We start from the raw sequence: 16586 nt of genomic DNA on the forward strand, positions 1-16586 counted from the left end.
CGGGGGGGGGTGGGCGGGGGGGGGGGGGGGCCGGCGGCCGGGGGGGGGCGGGGCCCCGCCCCCGGGGGCGGGGGGCCGGCCCCCCCCGGGCCCCCCCCCGGGGGGGGGGCGGGGCCCCCCCCCGTCTCCAGTCGGTCCGCGAGGCGGTGTGCGTACGTCCTCGCGGGCTCCGGGGCGGTCGGGTCAGCCTCCCGCGACCGGCCTCGCCGGGTTCTGGCCGCGCGGCACGGCGCGGTCCGTCGAGGGCGGTCGCCGCACCCCGCCGGCCGTCCCGGGGGCCCGCTCCGGGCGGACCCGGCCCGCACCACGGCCCGGACCGTGCCCGGGTGAGGCCGCCGACGTGTCCTTGCGGACCGCCGTGCCCGGCGCCGGGGCGGGCCGCGCGGTGGGAGCGGAGGGCTCGACGAGCTGCGATACCGGGGCGACGGGCGCCCCCGCGGCGTCCACGACGGTCGAGCGCCGGGCGCGCCACGCGTCCCGCAGCCGGAACAGGAGCACCTCCGCACGCGCGATCAGCGGCTCGCACCAGGGCAGGGCCAGCAGCACCAGGAGCCCCGCCGCCCAGCCCAGCACGACGTCGCTCAGCCAGTGCGTACCGAGGTAGACGGTGGTCAGGCCCACGCTGAGCGAGACGATCGCCGAGCCCGCCGACAGGTAGCGGCGGGCGCGCGGCGTGGCCGCCAGATACGCGAGGATTCCCCAGGTCACGACCGCGTTGGCGGTGTGACCCGAGGGAAATATGTCCCCGCCCTTGCCCATCTCGTTCGAGCCGATCAGGGTCGCGTAGTGCGGGCCCAGGCGCCCCATGCCGATCTTCGCGGCGCCCACCGTGATGTTGAGCAGCAGCAGCGAGGCGCCGAGGACCAGCAGGGGGCGCAGGGTGTGCTGACGCCACGAGCGCCAGCCCAGCCAGGCCAGCACCATCACCGCGGTGGGCCCGCGCTGTCCCAGGACCACCAGATAGTCGAGGAAGGCGTGCACCTCGGGCCACTGCTGGTAGGGGCGGAAGAACATGAGCTGCCAGTCGAACCGCACCAGCACCGTGGTGGCCGCCACCGCGACGACGATCGCCATGTAGAAGCCGAGTGTCGCGAGGAGCAGAACGAGCCTGTGCCGACTCATCACCGGTACGTGCAGACTGGCCGGCCGCTCCGGCTCGCGGTCGAGCCGCGCGAAGAGCCGCGCGAGGCGGCCGGGGGTTGGTTCGGTACGCACCCGATCGACGTTACAGCGAGTGAGTGGGGAAGCCGAACGAAACGACGGCTTCGTGATGACCATGTGATGTGGCTTTCCCGGCCGTCAGAGGTTTATCGCGCGGGAATCCATAAAGACCGCCGCGTGCCCGGCGGGCATTGCGGATGCGCGGGGTCCGGGGATTCCGGCGCGCTTTTCCCGCGCTTCTCCTTTCGTTCACGCGCAAGCCCCGGGAATGGGGCCGGGGGAACCGGGCAACAGCACCCCAGGGACGTGCGGCGTCGTCCCCCGTGTCACTGGTGGCTCTCGCGTAACCTTGCGCACCACCGGCCCCAGGACCGGACCGGGCGGCGGCCGTCGCGCTCCGTCCGCACGCGCAGGCAGCACTCGGGAGGTACGCGGATGCCGGGGACCACCACGGCGGCCTCGCGGCGTGCCGGGGGCCTCTCCCGCCTCCCCCGACTCGCCGGCCGGCCCTTCGCCCCGGGCGGGGCGAACCGGTGGACCGTCCTCGTCGTGCTGTGCGTGAGCCTGCTCCTGGTCGCCGTCGACGCCACCGTCCTGCACGTCGCGGTGCCCGCGGTCACCGAGGACCTGCGGCCGAGCGCCCCGCAGCTGCTGTGGATCGTGGACAGCTACCCGCTCGTGTGCGCCTCGCTGCTCATCCTGTTCGGCACCCTCGGCGACCGCGTGGGGCGCCGCCGGGTCCTGCTGTGCGGTTACGCCCTGTTCGGCGCCGCCTCCGCGCTGGCCGCCCTCGCGCACAATCCGGGGATGCTCGTCGCCGCCCGCGCCCTGCTCGGGGCGGGCGGCGCGATGATCATGCCCGCGACGCTGTCCCTGCTGCGCGCCGTCTTCCCCGACCGGCGCGAGCGGGCCTTCGCGATCGGGGTGTGGAGCGCGGTCGCGGCGGTCGGGGCGGCCGTCGGCCCGCTGCTCGGGGGCCTTCTGCTGGAGCACTTCTGGTGGGGCTCGGTCTTCCTCGTCAACGTGCCGCTCATGCTGGCCGCGCTGCCGCTCGCCCGGCTGCTGCTGCCCGAGTCCTCCGGTGACGGGCGCGGTCCCTGGGACGTGCTCGGCGCCGTCCTGGCCGCCGCCGGACTGTTCGGCGTGGTCTACGGGGTCCAGCGGATCGGCGGCGGCGAAGAGGTGCTGAGTACCGTCACCCTCGTCCCGCTCGTGCTCGGCGCCGTCCTCCTGTGGCTCTTCGTGCGGCGCCAGCGCACCCGGTCGTACCCGCTCGTCGACCTGCGGCTGTTCACCCGGCCGGCCTTCGCGACCTCGGTGGGCTGCATCGTGCTCGCGATGCTCGCCCTCGTCGGCCTGGAGCTGATCGCCGCCCAGTACCTTCAGCTCGTGCTCGGCCTCAGCCCCCTGCGGACGGGGCTGCGGCTGCTGCCGCTGACCTTCGCCGCGATGGCCGCGGGGCTCGCCGGGGCCCGGCTGCTGCGCCGTTTCGGTCCCCGCGCCATGGTCGTCACCGGCTTCTGCCTGACCGCCGCCGCCGTACTGCTGCTCACCGGCATGGGGGAGAGCGACGACGCGCCCCTGCTCGCGGGCGGATTCGTACTGCTCGGACTCGGTCTGGAGACGACGCTGTTCGCCGCCTACGAGTCGATGCTCGGCGAGGCCCCGCACGAACAGGCCGGCGGGGCGGCCGCGATCGGCGAGACCTCCTACCAACTGGGCGCGGGCCTCGGCATCGCCCTGCTCGGCACCGTCATGAACGCCGCCTACGCCCCCGGCCCGCGCGCGGTGCACGCGGTCCCCGAACCGTTCAGGGACGCGGCCGGGCACTCGCTGGGGGAGGCGTACGACATCGCGGCCAGGCTCGGCGGCGCGCCCGGGGAGGCGCTGCGGACGGCCGCCCGCACCGCCTTCGTCCACGGACTGCACGTGACCCTGCTGGTCAGCGCCGGCCTGCTGCTGCTCGGCGCGCTCGCCGGGCTGCGTCTGCCGCGCCGGACGGAGTGCTCCGACGCGCGCGAACGGCCGTGAGCGCGGGGGAGCGGACACCTGGCGCCGGCCCCCGACGCGGGAACCCTGGACGGCGGCGTGCGCGCGCCGTAGCGTCGGAGGCCCCCGATAACTAACAGCGCTAGTTTTGATGAGCCGGAGGCGTCATGCCCGCAGTACCCGGGAAAAAGCCCCCCTTCGACCCCGCCGACCCGCTCGGCCTCGACGACCTGCTGGAGCCCGAGGACCTCGCCGTACGCGACACCGTGCGCTCCTGGGCCCGCGACCGCGTCCTGCCGTACGTCGCCGACTGGTACGAGCGCGGCGAACTGCCCGGGATCAGGGAACTGGCCAAGGAGCTGGGCTCGCTGGGCGCCCTCGGCATGTCCCTCACCGGCTACGGCTGCGCGGGGGCCAGCGCGGTCCAGTACGGCCTGGCCTGCCTGGAGCTGGAGGCGGCCGACTCGGGCATCCGCTCCCTCGTGTCGGTGCAGGGCTCGCTCGCGATGTACGCGATCCACCGCTACGGCTCCGAGGAGCAGAAGCGGCGATGGCTGCCCGCGATGGCGGCCGGCGAGGCGATCGGCTGCTTCGGGCTGACCGAGCCCGACCACGGCTCCGACCCGGCCGGGATGCGCACCCGCGCCGTCCGGGACGGTGGCGACTGGGTGCTCGACGGCCGCAAGATGTGGATCACCAACGGCTCCGTCGCCTCGGTCGCCGTCGTCTGGGCGGCCACCGAGGAAGGCGTACGCGGCTTCGTCGTGCCCACCGACACCCCGGGCTTCAGCGCCCCGGAGATCAAGCACAAGTGGAGCCTGCGCGCCTCGGTCACCAGCGAACTGGTGCTGGACGGGGTGCGGCTGCCCGCCGACGCCGTCCTGCCCGAGGTCACCGGGTTGCGCGGACCGCTGAGCTGCCTGAGCCACGCGCGGTACGGCATCGTGTGGGGCGCGATGGGCGCGGCGCGGGCCAGTTTCGAGGCGGCGCTCGACTACGCGCGCGAGCGGGAACAGTTCGGGCGGCCCATCGCCGCCTTCCAGCTGACGCAGGCCAAACTCGCCGACATGGCGGTGGAACTGCACAAGGGCATCCTGCTCGCCCACCATCTCGGCGGCCGGATGGACGCGGGACGGGTGCGCCCCGAGCAGATCAGCTTCGGGAAGCTCAACAACGTGCGCGAGGCCATCGGGATCTGCCGCACGGCGCGCACGATCCTCGGTGCCAACGGGATCTCCCTGGAGTACCCGGTGATGCGGCACGCGACGAACCTGGAGTCGGTGCTCACCTACGAGGGCACCGTCGAGATGCACCAGCTCATTCTCGGCAAGGCGCTCACCGGGTTCGACGCCTTCCGGTGAGAAGGGCCCGCCCGGCGGGAGACGTCCCGGTCGGGGTGGGGGCCCCGGCCGGGATCAGCTCTGGTTGAAGAAACCGTCGCGCGGCCGCGAGCCCGCGGCCTCCCCGGCCACGATCTCGGTGTCGGCCGGGGTGAGCAGGAAGACCCGGGTGGCCACCCGCTCGATCGAGCCGCGCAGGCCGAAGATCAGCCCGGCGGCGAAGTCGACGACGCGCTTCGCGTCGGAGGGGTCCATCGCCGTCAGGTTGACGATGACCGGTACCCCCTCACGGAACAGCTCGCCGATGGCCCGCGCGTCCCGGAAGCTGTCCGGGGTCACCGTGCCGATCCGCCGTTCTCTCTCCTCGGCGGCCCGCGCCGCGACCCGCACCCGCGGGTCCGTCACCCAGCTCTCGCCGGGCTCGGGCCCCTCGGCCGGTTCGTCCGCGTATCCGTCGTAATAACGCTCAGCCCCGGTGTCGTTGTCGTCGACGAGGCCAAGCCAGGCACTTGCCTTGCGCACCGATCCCATGGACGCCTCCTCTCACAGCGGTTTCCCTGTTGGCCGCTCCTCCATCGTCGTTCATGAGGGGAAGAGTGCGCCAAGGGGATGGGCGCCGTTCGGTGTTTTCGTGACGGTACTGGTGCAGAGTGCCCCGTGTCCTGCCAAGACGGCTGCGGGGCAGTTGTGCTGACGGCGAGTGAAAAACGTTTCTTCGCGCCCTTTGGGTGCCTATGGGTGACGCGTGGGGCGTACGGGTGACGGGTGGGAGTCTCCGGAGCGCTCCGGGGCCGCCGGTACGATGCGGCCGATCGTAACGTCAAGGCCGTCGCTTCGTGGGGGAATTCTCGGCATGTTCGGAATGGTCAGGCCCTGTGCGCACAGCCTCGGGGAGAAACTGAGAGGCCAGTGGGCGGCGCATCTGTGCGGATTGTGCCTTGCGCTGCGCGCCGATCACGGCCAGTTCGCCCGTATCGTCACGAACTACGACGGCATCGTGATATCCGTCCTGACGGAGGCTCAGAGTCCCCCTGCGGCCGTGCGGCGCGGGACGGCCGGGCCCTGCCCCCTGCGCGGGATGCGGACGGCCTCCGTCAGTCGCGGGCAAGGGGCCCACCTCGCCGGTGCCGTGTCCCTCGTGCTGGCCGCGAGCAGGATTCACGACCATGTCGCCGACGGCGACGGATTGCTGGCGCGCCGTCCGGTCGCGGGCGCCGCGCGCCGGGTCGCGGCCGGCTGGGCGGGGGCCGCCCGGCGCTCGGGCGAGGGACTGGGATTCGACACCGCGGTGCTGGTCGACTCCGCCGAACGGCAGGGCGCGATCGAGGCCCTGGCCGGCCCCGGCACCCCGCTCACCGTCGTGACCGAGCCCACCGAGACGGCCACCGCCGCCGCCTTCGCCCACACCGCCCACCTCGCCGGCCGCCCCGGCAACGCCGCCGCGCTCGCCGAGGCGGGACGGCTCTTCGGGCGGCTCGCCCATCTCCTCGACGCCGTCGAGGACCAGACGGCGGACGCGGAGCGAGGGGCCTGGAACCCGCTCACCGCGACCGGTACCCCGCGCGCCGAGGCCCGCCGGCTCGCCGAGGACGCGCTGCACGGCATCCGGCTCGCCCTGCGCGAGGTGGACTTCACGGACGGGGCCCTCGCCCACCGGCTGCTCGTCCACGAACTCCCGCGCTCCGTGGACCGCGCCTTCGGTACGGCGCACCGCGCGCACCAGGGGGCCCACGGAGGCGGGAACCCGTACGCGGACGGGGGCGGCCTGCGCTCCTTCGACCGCGACCGCGACCGCGACCGCGACCGCGACCGCGAAGGCGAGGGCGAGGGCCAGGGCGACGGGCGGCCCGAGCCCCCGCCCAGGCCGGGCGGACGCGGATTCTGGGCCGGGTGCGGAGCGTTCCTGGGCGTCTGCTGCACGTGCCGGATGTGCTGCGCCGAGGAGTACGAGGGGCCCTGGTCGAGGAGGACACGCACGGGATGCTGCGGCTACTGCGAGTGCTGCGAGTGCTGCGAGGCGTGCGAGGTCTGCGAGATCTGCGAGTGCTGCGGGGGCTGCGGCTGAGCGGCGGGCGCGGCGCGCGGCCCGCCGGCCGCGCCGGGACCGCGGACGGCGTCCCGTGCGGGCCCCCGCGATCCGGGCGGCGCGGCCGTGCGGGTCACTTGATCTCGGGCGGCGATATCCGGGAGGCCCTGATCGCGGAGTGCGTCACGCCCCACTTCTTGAGGACGCGGGCGTAGGTGCCGTCCTCGATGAGCGAGTCGACCGCCGCCCGGAAGGCGGGGGCGAGCTTCGTGCCCTTCTTGAACGCGAAACCCACGTCGAGGCGGTGGTACTCGTTGAGGAACTTCAGTCCGGGCTGCTGGTCCACCGCGTAACGCAGTCCGTTGATCGTCGACATGACGACATCGGTACGGCCCTGCTGGAGCGCTCCCCAGGTCGCGCCCTGGTCCGCGTACGTCTTGACGCTGTACGGCTTCTTGCCCGCGTCCGCGCACACGTGCTTGTTGTCCTCCAGCGTCACCTCGAAGGTGGTGCCGGCGCCCGTGCCGATCGACAGCCCGCACAGCTGCTTCAGATCGGTCACCTTCCTCAGTTCCGAGTCCGCGCGGGCCGCGAAGCCCTGCCCGTCGTTGATGTAGGTCACGAAGTCGATCGTCTTGCGGCGTTCGTCGGTCACGCCGAAGTTGCCGGTCCCGATGTCGTACTTGCCGCTGTCCAGCGCCGGGAGGATCGCCTCGAAGCTCGCCGACTCCCGCTTCAGGCGCAGACCGAGCACCTTCGCGACGGCGTTCGAGAGGTCCACGTCGAGACCCGCGACGGTCTTGCCGTCCTCCAGGTACGTGGACGAGGGCGGCGTCCCCACCGAGTTGGCGAGGGTCAGCGTCCCGGCCTTCGCGACCTGGGGCGGCAACAGCTTCGCCACCTTCGCGACCTTGTGCACGTCCGAGACCACGTCCTCGGTGGGGATCTTCCCGTGCGCCTTCGCGGCGGGCCGGCCGGCGGCGGTACTGCCGCCCTCCCCGCCGGCCGGATCGGGGTCACCGCAGGCGGAGAGCGCCAGGGCGGCGGCGGTGATCAGGGCGAACGCGGCGCCCCGGCGCCGGGCAGCCGGGGTCGTCGTCAGATGAGCGCGCATGGTCTTCGGTGCTCCAGGGAGATCGGGAGTGGGGAAGAAGGGCGACGGAGGGGAGGGGGTCGCGCGTGAAGGCAGGAAGGACTGAAGGGCTGAGGAGTACTGGAGGGCGGTGGCGGGCTGAGAGCTGAGGGTGTGAAGGAGGCGTCGGCGCCGCTTACGGCGTGACGAGGCGCCCCACCGGCGGGTGGGGCGGACGGAGGGGCGCGGCCGCGTGAGCGGTCGCGAACAGGCGAGTCAGACGCGGACGGCGCGGACGGCGCGGTGATCACGGAGTCCGCGCAGTCCGCCGGAGTCGCGGAGTTCGCGAAAGTCGCGGAGAGCGCGAGGGCAGCGGCGTCCGCGAAGACAGCGGTGTCCGCGAAAGTCACGGAGTTGGCGGAGTTCGCGGGGGAGAAGGGGGCGCCGGGACCGGCCGCGCCGGAGGTGGCGGCGGGGGTGGGTCAACAACAGGCCGCGCGGGCACCGGGCAGGCGACAGGAGGCCGACCACACGCGACCGAAGTCGATGTGGGACCGCGTGACGAGCCGCTGCCGCAGATGCATGCGGACCAGTTGAACAGGCGAGCGGTGCTCCGTCAACGATTTGAGACGCCGGGCTCAGCATGTGGACGCACGGCTGTGAGCTGCCCCGCGGCGCGGCGGCGGGCCCCGTCCTGGAGCGCGCCGCGCCTTGTCATACAGCGTTCACACGACGGGACTTGACCGTGGCGGTGCGTCCGGCCGTACGCTCTTGGGGCGGTACGTGCTGAGGGGCGCGGGCCGTGTGAAGGCGGGACCGTGTCGCTCATCGCATCCACGGAGCCCCCGCATGTCGTCCTCCGACACACTCGTCAAAGCCTCGGCCCCGGCCAAGGAACCGCCTGAGACACAGCCCCGTGTCGTGCCCGTGCGCAGGACCGGTCAGTGGGTCGCCGCGCTCGTCGTCCTCCTGCTGCTGGCCATGGTGGTCAACTCCGTCGTGCGCAACGACGCGTTCCAGTGGGGCGTCGTCGCCGACTACTTCGCCACCACCGCCGTCCTGCGCGGGCTGGGCCTGACCCTGTGGCTCACCGCCGTCGTGATGGTCCTCGGCTTCGCGCTCGGCACCCTGCTGGCCCTCGGCAGGCTCTCGTCCAACCCGGTGCTGGCCTGGGTGAGTTACGGCTACATCTGGTTCTTCCGCTCCACGCCGATCCTCGTGCAGCTGCTGTTCTGGTTCAACATCGGCGCCCTCTACCCCCGGCTCGGCCTCGGTATCCCCTTCGGGCCCGAGTTCCTGACCGTCAAGACCGTCGACCTGCTCGGCCCCGTCACCGTCGCGATCATCGGCCTCACCCTGCACGAGGCCGCCTACGCCGCCGAGGTCGTGCGCGGCGGACTGCTGTCCGTGGACCGGGGCCAGATCGAGGCCGCGCAGTCCCTCGGGCTGAGCCCCGGACGCAGGCTGCGCCGGATCGTGCTCCCGCAGGCCATGCGCGCCATCGTGCCCCCGGCCGGGAACATGCTGATCGGCGCGCTCAAGGGCACCTCCATCGTCAGCGTCATCGCGGTCCAGGACCTGCTCTACTCCGTGCAGCTCGTCTACCACCGCACCTATCAGGTCATCCCGCTGCTGCTCGTCGCGACGGTCTGGTACGCCCTCGTCACGACCCTCCTCAGCATCGGCCAGCACTACGTCGAGAAGCGCTACGCGCGCGGAACGGGGCGCTCGTGAGCCGCCGCAGACGCAGCCTCGTCCTCGTCGGCGCCGGCCCGCGCGCCACCGGCCTGCTGGAGCGGATCGCCGCCAACGCCCCCTCCCCGTACGGGTTCGGCGGGCTCGACGTGCACCTCGTGGACCCCTATCCGGCCGGCCCCGGGCGGATCTGGCGGCGCGCGCAGTCCCCGCTGCTGTGGATGAACTCCATGGCCGAGGACGTCACCCTGTACACCGACGACAGCGTGGAGATCGAGGGGCCCGTCGTCCCCGGGCCCACCCTGCACGAATGGGCCGGGATCGAGGGCGCCGCCTTCGCCGACCGGCGCACCCAGGGCGGATACCTGCGCTGGGCCTACGAGTCGGCCGTCGAGGCCCTGCCTCCCGGGGTCGCCGTCCACGAGCACCGGCGGCGCGCCCTGCGGGTGACGGGACCACGCTCCGGCGGAGTGCAGGAAGTGTGGCTGGAGGGGGTCGCGGAGCCGCTGCGCGCGGACCTCGTCGTGCTCACCCTCGGCCACCAGGACGCCGAACCGGACGCCGAACAGCGGGCGTTGAGCGCACACGCCCGGCGCCACGGGCTCACCTACCTGCCGCCCGACTACACCGCCGACAGCGACCTGTCCGAACTCGCCCCCGGGGAACCCGTCCTGGTACGCGGCTTCGGGCTCGCCTTCGTCGACCTCATGGTGCTGCTGACCGAGGGGCGCGGCGGCCGCTACGACGAGCACGGCCGCTACCTGCCCTCGGGACGGGAACCCGTCCTGTACGTCGGCTCGCGCCGCGGAGTGCCCTACCACTCGAAGATCGGCTATCAGTGGAGTGGCCAACGCCCGCCGCTGCCACGGTTCTTCGGGCCCGAGCAGACCGAGGAGCTGCGCTCCCGCCCGGTGCCGCCGGACTTCCGGCGCGACGTGTGGCCGCTCGTCGTCAAGGAACTCGGCTTCGCCCACTACCACCGGCTGTTCACCGCGCGGCCCGAGAGCACCACCATGGACTGGGCGAAGTTCGAGGAGCGGTACGCGCGCGCCGACCCGCTCGGGCCCGGACTCGACGCCCTCGTGCGCTCCGCCGTGCCCGAACCGGCCGACCGGCTCGACCTCGAAGCCCTGGACCGGCCGCTCGACGGGCTGCGCCTCGACAGCTTCGACGCGCTCCAGGAACGGCTGCGCGGCCATATCGACGCGGATCTCGCCCGCCGCCACGACCCCGGGCACGACGAGGACCTCGCGGTGTTCTTCGCGCTGCTCTCCGTCTACGGACAGATCATGCGGCTCGGCGACATCGGCCCCTGGTGGCACGGGTTCTTCAGCTACCTCGCCTCCGGCCCGCCCGGACCGCGACTACGGCAACTGCGGGCCCTGTCGGAGGCCGGGATCGTGCGCTTCCTCGGCGCGGACACCACCGTGACCGCCGTCCCCGACGGGTTCAGCGCGCGCTCGGCGACCGTACCGGGGCACACGGTCACCGCGCGCGCCCTCGTCGAGGCCCGGCTGCCGCAGCCCACCGCCGACCGGGTCCGCGACCCCCTGCTGCGCGCCCTGTTCGCGGAGGGCGCCGCCGCCACCTCCGACGGGCTGCTCGCCGTACGGCCCGAGGACGGACGGGTGCGCTACGCCGACGGGTCCACGCACGCCCGGCTGTTCGCGCTCGGCCCGCACACCGACGCGCGCGGCGCCGGGGCCTTCACCCGGCCCCGTACCAACAGCCCGGCGTTCCGGCAGAACGACGCGACGGCCCGCGCCCTGCTCGACGCGGTGCGCGAGAGCGCGCGGGAGACCGGGTCCGGCGGCCGGGGCAGGCCCGCGGGCCTGCCCGAAGCGCCCACCACGACCGAGAGGGAGACCACGCGATGAGCGTCACCGCAGCCACCACCGGGAGCGGTTCCGCGCCCGCCGACGCGGGCCCCCGCGACACACCGCTGGTCGAGATCCGGGGCGTGCACAAGAGCTTCGGCGCCCTGGAGGTACTGCGCGGCATCGACCTCGCGGTACGCCCCGGGGAGGTCACCGTGATCCTCGGCCCCTCCGGCTCCGGGAAGTCCACGCTGCTGCGCACCATCAACCACCTGGAGAAGGTGGACCGGGGCACCATCACGGTCGGCGGGTCGCTCGTCGGCTACCGGCGCTCCGGCGACAAGCTGTACGAACTGCGCGAGCGGGAGATCCTGCGGCAGCGCACCGCGATCGGCTTCGTGTTCCAGAACTTCCACCTCTTCCCGCACCTCACGGTCGAGGAGAACATCGTCGAGGCCCCCGTCTCCGCGCTGCGCAGGCCGCGCGCCGAGGCGCACGCGAGCGCGCGGCGGCTGCTGGAGCGGGTCGGCCTCACCGACAAGGCCGGCGCCTATCCGCGCAGTCTCTCCGGCGGCCAGCAGCAGCGCGTCGCCATCGCCCGCGCCCTCGCGCTCGAACCGAGGCTGCTGCTGTTCGACGAGCCGACCTCGGCCCTCGACCCGGAACTCGTCGGGGAGGTGCTCGACGTCATCAAGGACGTGGCCCGCCAGGGCACCACCATGATCGTCGTCACCCACGAGATCGGCTTCGCCCGCGAGGTCGCGGACACCGTGGTCTTCATGGACGAGGGCCGGGTCCTCGAACAGGGCCCACCCGGGCAGGTGCTCGACCGGCCGGCCCACGAGCGCACCCGCGCCTTCCTCTCCAAGGTCCTGTGAGCCCCGAGGTTCCTCAGCCCGGGGCCGCGGGCCCGCACCGCCCCCGGGTCTGCGGGTCCCCAAGTCCCGAGTCCCCGAGTCCCGAGTCCCGAGTCCCGAGTCCCCGAGTCCCCGAGTCCCTGAGTCCCTGAGAAAGGCACCCCCACCATGACCGTCGCGCACGGCCCCGGGCGATTCCACCTCGCCGCGGCCATCGACCTGCCCGGCGCCACCCGCGCCGAGGACTTCCGGCGTCTGGCCGCCCTCGCCGAGCAGGGCGCCCTCGACTTCGTCACGCTCGGCGACTCCTTCGCCCGGCCCGGACTCGACGCCCTCGCGGTGCTGTCCCGGCTCGCGCCCCTCACCGACCGGGTGGGGCTCGTCCCGACCGTGACCACGACCCACACCGAGCCCTTCCACGTCCAGGCCGCCCTCGCGACCCTCGACTGGGTCAGCCACGGCCGGGCCGGCTGGGGCGTCGACGTGTCCACGACCGTCGCCGAGGCCCGGCTGTTCGGCCGCAGGCCCGCCGCCCCCGCCACCGCGCTGTGGCAGGAGGCGGGAGAGGTCGCCGAGGTGGCGCGCCTGCTGTGGGACAGCTGGGAGGACGACGCGGAGATCCGCGACCTGTCCACCGGCCGCTTCGTCGACCGCGAGAAACTGCACTACACGGACTACCAGGGCACCACCTTCTCGGTCCGCGGCCCCTCCATCGTGCCGCGCCCCCCGCAGGGCCACCCGGTGATCGTCGTGGACGCCACCGAGGAACTGCCCCGGCGGACCGCCGCGCGCTACGCCGACGTCGCCCTCGTCCGGGTCTCCGGGCGCGCCGAGGCCGCCACACTCCGCCGCGAACTGCGCGAGCGGGCCGCCGAGTCCGGCCGCGACCCCGACACGCTGCGGGTCCTCGCCGCGCTCACCGTGGACCTGTGCGACGGGGAGGGGGCCGCGCGCCCCGGACACGGCGGCGGCGGGCCCCGCCCCGGACCGCGCGGGCCCTTCTACCGGGGCGGACCCGTCGACCTCGCCGAACTCCTCGTCGACTGGCACTCCTCCGGCGCCGTCGACGGCTTCCACCTCACCCCCGCCGAACCCCTGCCCGACCTCGAACGCCTCGTCAACGGCACGGTCGCCCTGCTCCAGCACCGGGGGCTGTTCCGCACCTTCTACCCGGGCGCGACCCTGCGCGAGCACCTCGGGCTCGCCCGCCCCGCCAACCTCCACGTCCACGCCGGGGAGCCCGTATGAGCACCGACGCGTCCACCGAAGCGCCCACCGCCGGCCGCCCCCGGCAGATCCGTCTCGCCGCGCACTTCCCCGGCGTCAACAGCACGACCGTATGGGCCGATCCGCTCTCCGGCTCGCAGATCGACTTCAGCTCCTTCACCCACCTCGCACGCACCGCCGAGCGCGGGCTGTTCGACTTCTTCTTCCTCGCCGAGGGGCTGCGGCTGCGCGAGCACAACGGCCGCATCCACGACCTCGACGTCGTCGGCCGGCCCGAGTCGATCACCGTACTGAACGCGCTCGCCGCCGTCACCGAACGGCTCGGCCTGGCCGCGACCGTCAACACGACCTTCAACGAGCCCTACGAACTCGCCCGCCGCCTCGCCTCCCTCGACCACCTCAGCGGGGGCCGCGCCGCCTGGAACGTCGTGACCTCCTCCGACGCCTTCACGGGGGAGAACTTCCGGCGCGGCGGCTACCTCGACCGGGCCGACCGCTACACCCGCGCCGCCGAGTTCCTCGACACCGCGCGCACCCTGTGGGACGCGCCGGGCGAGAACGGCACCGGGTCCTTCTCCCACCACGGCCCGCAGTTCTCGGTGGAGGGGGTGTGGCAGGTGCCCCGCTCGCCGCAGGGTCACCCCGTCGTCATCCAGGCCGGGGACTCCCCGGAGGGGCGGGAGTTCGCCGCGAGCGCCGCCGACGTCGTCTTCACCCGGCACGGCACCCTGGAGGCCGGCCGCGCCTTCCACGCCGACGTCAAGGGCCGGCTCGCCCGGTACGGCAGGCGGCCCGAGGACCTCGTGATCATGCCGGGGGTCACCTACGTGCTCGGCGACACCGACGCCGAGGCCCAGGAGAACGCCGCCGAGATCCGCCGCCAGCAGGTCTCCCCGCAGAACGCCCTGCTCGCCCTCGAACTGGTCTGGGGCGTCGACCTCTCCTCCTACGACCCGGACGGGCCGCTGCCCGACATCGACCCGGTCCCCGACTCCGCACTGGTCCAGGGCCGGGTACGGCACGGCGACCCCTTCGCGGTCGCCGAGAAGTGGCGGGCCCTCTCCCGCGCCAAGGGCCTGTCCATCCGCCAGACCGTCATCGAGACGACGAGCCGCCAGTCCTTCGTCGGCACCCCCGCCACCGTCGCCGCCGCGATGCGGCGGTACGTCGACGCCGGGGCCGCCGACGGATTCATCCTCGTCCCGCACCTCACCCCCGGTGGGCTCGACCCCTTCGTGGACCGGGTCGTCCCGCTGCTCCAGGAACGCGGCGTCTTCCGCACCGCGTACACCGGCACCACCCTCCGCTCCCACCTGGGGCTGCGCGAGCCCGCCGCGCGCCGCGCCCCGCGAAAGGAACCCGCGTGACCACCGAGACCCCGGCCCCCGCCGAGCCGCAGGCACCACGGACACCACAGGTGCAGGACGGCCAGGAGGCGCAGGAGACACAGGAGACGCGGGCGTGGCAGGAGTGGCGTGCCCGCAGGTCCGAGGCGCTCACCGCTCCCCTCGGACCCCTCTCCGTGACCGGCACCCACTGGCTCGCCGACCACCCGGACGGCCTGCTTCCGGACATTCCCGGGCGCTGGCGGCCCGCCGGGGAGAGCCTGTCCCTGACCCGCGGCACCGGCCTCACCGTCGACGGCAGACCGTACGCGGGGGAGGCGCTGCTGGGCCCCGACACCGGGGCGCCCGCCGCCTCACGGGTCGCCGCCGGCCGCCGGCGGCTGCTCGTCCTGCGCCGCGAGGGGGAGTGGGCGGTACGGATTCACGACCCGGCCGCACCCGCCCGTACCGCCTTCCCCGGACTCACCGTCAGCCCCTGGGAGGCGCGCTGGAGCGTGGCCGGCCGCTTCACCCCGTACGAGTCCACCCGCACCGAGCGGGTCGCGAACGCCGACGGGCGCGAGCGCGGGCTCGGTCTCGGCGGTGACCTGGACTTCCGTCTGGAGGGACACGAGCACCGGCTGCGGGTCGCCGTCGAGGCGGACGGCGGGCTGTGGGCGGTCTTCGCGGACGCCACGAGCGGATCGGGCAGCTTCCGGTTCCGCTTCCTGCACACGCAGGCCCCCGACGCCGAGGGGCGCGTCCGGGTCGACTTCAACCGCGCGGTGCTGCCGCCCTGCGCCCTCGCCGACCACTTCCTGTGCCCCTTCCCGCCCGCGGGCAACACCCTGCCGGTCGCCGTCCAAGCCGGCGAACGAAACCTCGTGGAAGGGTGAACTCTCTTACGGCGTACGTGGGTTGACCCTCCCGGGCGGCGGCCGAAAGCCGCCCTTGTGCGTGCACAGCGTGGTCACAGAAACTCCCGAGCAGCGCTTGTCAGGGCCGCCGCCTTCCGGAACCCGGGAGCGGCGGCCCCGGCTGCGCCTCACGGGCCCGACCCCACAGACGGGCCCCCGATTCCCCAATTGGGAGGAACCACGTGAGGATCAAGCGCACCACCCCCCGCAGCGGCGTGACGAGACGGACCCGGCTGATCGCCGTGGCGACCGGACTCGTCGCGGCGGCCGGACTCGCGATCCCCGCCGCGCAGGCCGGACAGGAGACCACGTACTCCACGGCGCAGCTCACCTCCGCGAGCGACGCCGTGCTCGCCGCCGACATCGGCGGTACCGCCTGGAACATCGACCCGAAGACCAAGAAGGTCCAGGTCACCGCGGACAGCACGGTCAGCGAGGCCGAGATCCAGAAGATCAAGGACGCGGCCGGGGCCAACGCGGGCGCCCTGACCATCGAACGCACCCCCGGCACCCTGAGCAAGCTCATCTCCGGCGGCGACGCCATCTACGCCTCCTCCTGGCGCTGTTCCCTGGGCTTCAACGTCCGCAGCGGCAGCACCTACTACTTCCTGACCGCCGGTCACTGCACCAACGGCGCCGGCACTTGGTGGTCGAACTCCGCCCACACCACCACCCTGGGCACCACCGCCGGATCGAGCTTCCCGGGCAACGACTACGGGCTCGTGCGCTACACCAACGCCTCCGTCGCCAAGGACGGGACCGTGGGCAGCGTGGACATCACGAGCGCCGCGAACGCCACCGTCGGACTGAGCGTGACCCGGCGCGGTTCCACCACCGGCATCCACAGCGGCACCGTCTCCGCCCTCAACGCGACGGTGAACTACGGCGCCGACGGCATCGTCACCGGGCTGATCCGCACCAACGTGTGCGCCGAGCCCGGCGACTCCGGCGGCCCGCTGTACTCCGGCAACAAGGCGATCGGCCTGACCTCGGGCGGCAGCGGCAACTGCTCCTCGGGCGGTACGACGTACTTCCAGCCGGTCACCGAGGCGCTGAGCGCGTACGGCGTCAGTATCTACTGAACCCCTTGACACCGGCCCGTCCGGGCGGGGTGCCGGTAGCTGTCCGCGGCGGCCACCGGCACCCCCGCACCCCTGTCC

The 16586-nt window shown here is 73.6% G+C and carries 13 protein-coding genes; 10 read left to right on the forward strand and 3 right to left on the reverse strand.

Annotation, left to right across the window (positions count from 1 at the left end; translation table 11 throughout):
- Nucleotides 1-183: 183 nt before the first annotated feature.
- Nucleotides 184-1215, reverse strand: coding sequence for a phosphatase PAP2 family protein (locus ACFYMP_RS09655; protein WP_388853324.1), 1032 nt, complete (start codon nt 1213-1215; stop codon nt 184-186).
- A gap of 381 nt (nt 1216-1596) precedes the next feature.
- On the opposite strand from ACFYMP_RS09655, the gene ACFYMP_RS09660 reads away from it, so the two are divergent.
- Together ACFYMP_RS09660 and ACFYMP_RS09665 are read left to right on the forward strand one after the other, a co-directional pair.
- The gene (locus tag ACFYMP_RS09660) at nt 1597-3192 is read left to right on the forward strand and encodes an MFS transporter (RefSeq protein WP_388853327.1); all 1596 of its coding nucleotides are present in this window, start codon (nt 1597-1599) and stop codon (nt 3190-3192) included.
- Between the two features lie 125 nt (nt 3193-3317).
- A complete protein-coding gene (locus tag ACFYMP_RS09665; RefSeq protein ID WP_388853330.1) occupies nt 3318-4511 on the forward strand; it encodes an acyl-CoA dehydrogenase family protein in 1194 nt (397 codons plus the stop codon).
- Between the two features lie 54 nt (nt 4512-4565).
- Here the strand turns inward: ACFYMP_RS09665 and ACFYMP_RS09670 are convergent, their stop codons facing one another.
- Entirely contained in the window at nt 4566-5021 is a 456-nt protein-coding gene (locus tag ACFYMP_RS09670; protein WP_388853333.1) for a cell division protein SepF, read from the reverse strand.
- A 322-nt stretch (nt 5022-5343) separates the two neighbouring features.
- Between ACFYMP_RS09670 and ACFYMP_RS09675 the strand changes: the two genes are divergently transcribed.
- The gene (locus ACFYMP_RS09675; RefSeq protein WP_388853336.1) at nt 5344-6555 is read left to right on the forward strand and encodes a DUF5685 family protein; all 1212 of its coding nucleotides are present in this window, start codon (nt 5344-5346) and stop codon (nt 6553-6555) included.
- Between the two features lie 94 nt (nt 6556-6649).
- Here ACFYMP_RS09675 and ACFYMP_RS09680 read toward each other — a convergent pair whose 3' ends face one another.
- Entirely contained in the window at nt 6650-7630 is a 981-nt protein-coding gene (locus ACFYMP_RS09680; RefSeq protein WP_388853339.1) for an ABC transporter substrate-binding protein, read from the reverse strand.
- Nucleotides 7631-8437: 807 nt separating this feature from the next.
- Between ACFYMP_RS09680 and ACFYMP_RS09685 the strand changes: the two genes are divergently transcribed.
- The 7 genes from ACFYMP_RS09685 to ACFYMP_RS09715 all read left to right on the forward strand — a co-directional run bounded on the left by ACFYMP_RS09685 (nt 8438) and on the right by ACFYMP_RS09715 (nt 16508).
- Nucleotides 8438-9322, forward strand: a complete 885-nt coding sequence (locus tag ACFYMP_RS09685) for an amino acid ABC transporter permease (protein WP_388853342.1) — start codon at nt 8438-8440, stop codon at nt 9320-9322.
- Complete coding sequence (locus tag ACFYMP_RS09690) at nt 9319-11160, forward strand: FAD/NAD(P)-binding protein (protein WP_388853345.1); 1842 nt, start codon at nt 9319-9321, stop codon at nt 11158-11160. Before ACFYMP_RS09685 ends, ACFYMP_RS09690 begins: the two co-directional genes overlap by 4 nt.
- Nucleotides 11157-11978: an amino acid ABC transporter ATP-binding protein gene (locus ACFYMP_RS09695; protein ID WP_388853348.1), complete on the forward strand. Its 822-nt coding sequence runs from the start codon at nt 11157-11159 to the stop codon at nt 11976-11978. The genes ACFYMP_RS09690 and ACFYMP_RS09695 overlap by 4 nt, the downstream gene beginning before the upstream one ends.
- A 147-nt stretch (nt 11979-12125) precedes the next feature.
- Entirely contained in the window at nt 12126-13205 is a 1080-nt protein-coding gene (locus tag ACFYMP_RS09700) for an LLM class flavin-dependent oxidoreductase (protein WP_388853351.1), read from the forward strand.
- The gene (locus ACFYMP_RS09705) at nt 13202-14551 is read left to right on the forward strand and encodes an NtaA/DmoA family FMN-dependent monooxygenase (RefSeq protein ID WP_388853354.1); all 1350 of its coding nucleotides are present in this window, start codon (nt 13202-13204) and stop codon (nt 14549-14551) included. The genes ACFYMP_RS09700 and ACFYMP_RS09705 overlap by 4 nt, the downstream gene beginning before the upstream one ends.
- A gap of 50 nt (nt 14552-14601) precedes the next feature.
- Nucleotides 14602-15405 carry a DUF1684 domain-containing protein gene (locus ACFYMP_RS09710; protein WP_388854246.1) on the forward strand — a complete coding sequence of 268 codons (804 nt, stop codon included), beginning with the start codon at nt 14602-14604 and terminating at the stop codon, nt 15403-15405.
- A 203-nt stretch (nt 15406-15608) separates the two neighbouring features.
- Complete coding sequence (locus ACFYMP_RS09715; RefSeq protein WP_388853357.1) at nt 15609-16508, forward strand: S1 family peptidase; 900 nt, start codon at nt 15609-15611, stop codon at nt 16506-16508.
- The last annotated feature ends 78 nt before the right edge of the window (nt 16509-16586 follow it).

It is taken from the genome of Streptomyces sp. NPDC007088, from assembly GCF_042869355.1.
GTDB lineage: Bacteria > Actinomycetota > Actinomycetes > Streptomycetales > Streptomycetaceae > Streptomyces.

Excerpts from the sequence above, each read along its gene's own strand:
- ACFYMP_RS09660 (WP_388853327.1), top strand. The coding sequence starts at position 1,597 with ATGCCGGGGACCACCACGGCGGCCTCGCGGCGTGCCGGGGGCCTCTCC.
- ACFYMP_RS09665 (WP_388853330.1), top strand. The coding sequence starts at position 3,318 with ATGCCCGCAGTACCCGGGAAAAAGCCCCCCTTCGACCCCGCCGACCCG.
- ACFYMP_RS09670 (WP_388853333.1), bottom strand. The coding sequence starts at position 5,021 with ATGGGATCGGTGCGCAAGGCAAGTGCCTGGCTTGGCCTCGTCGACGAC.
- ACFYMP_RS09675 (WP_388853336.1), top strand. The coding sequence starts at position 5,344 with ATGTTCGGAATGGTCAGGCCCTGTGCGCACAGCCTCGGGGAGAAACTG.
- ACFYMP_RS09680 (WP_388853339.1), bottom strand. The coding sequence starts at position 7,630 with ATGCGCGCTCATCTGACGACGACCCCGGCTGCCCGGCGCCGGGGCGCC.
- ACFYMP_RS09685 (WP_388853342.1), top strand. The coding sequence starts at position 8,438 with ATGTCGTCCTCCGACACACTCGTCAAAGCCTCGGCCCCGGCCAAGGAA.
- ACFYMP_RS09695 (WP_388853348.1), top strand. The coding sequence starts at position 11,157 with ATGAGCGTCACCGCAGCCACCACCGGGAGCGGTTCCGCGCCCGCCGAC.
- ACFYMP_RS09700 (WP_388853351.1), top strand. The coding sequence starts at position 12,126 with ATGACCGTCGCGCACGGCCCCGGGCGATTCCACCTCGCCGCGGCCATC.
- ACFYMP_RS09705 (WP_388853354.1), top strand. The coding sequence starts at position 13,202 with ATGAGCACCGACGCGTCCACCGAAGCGCCCACCGCCGGCCGCCCCCGG.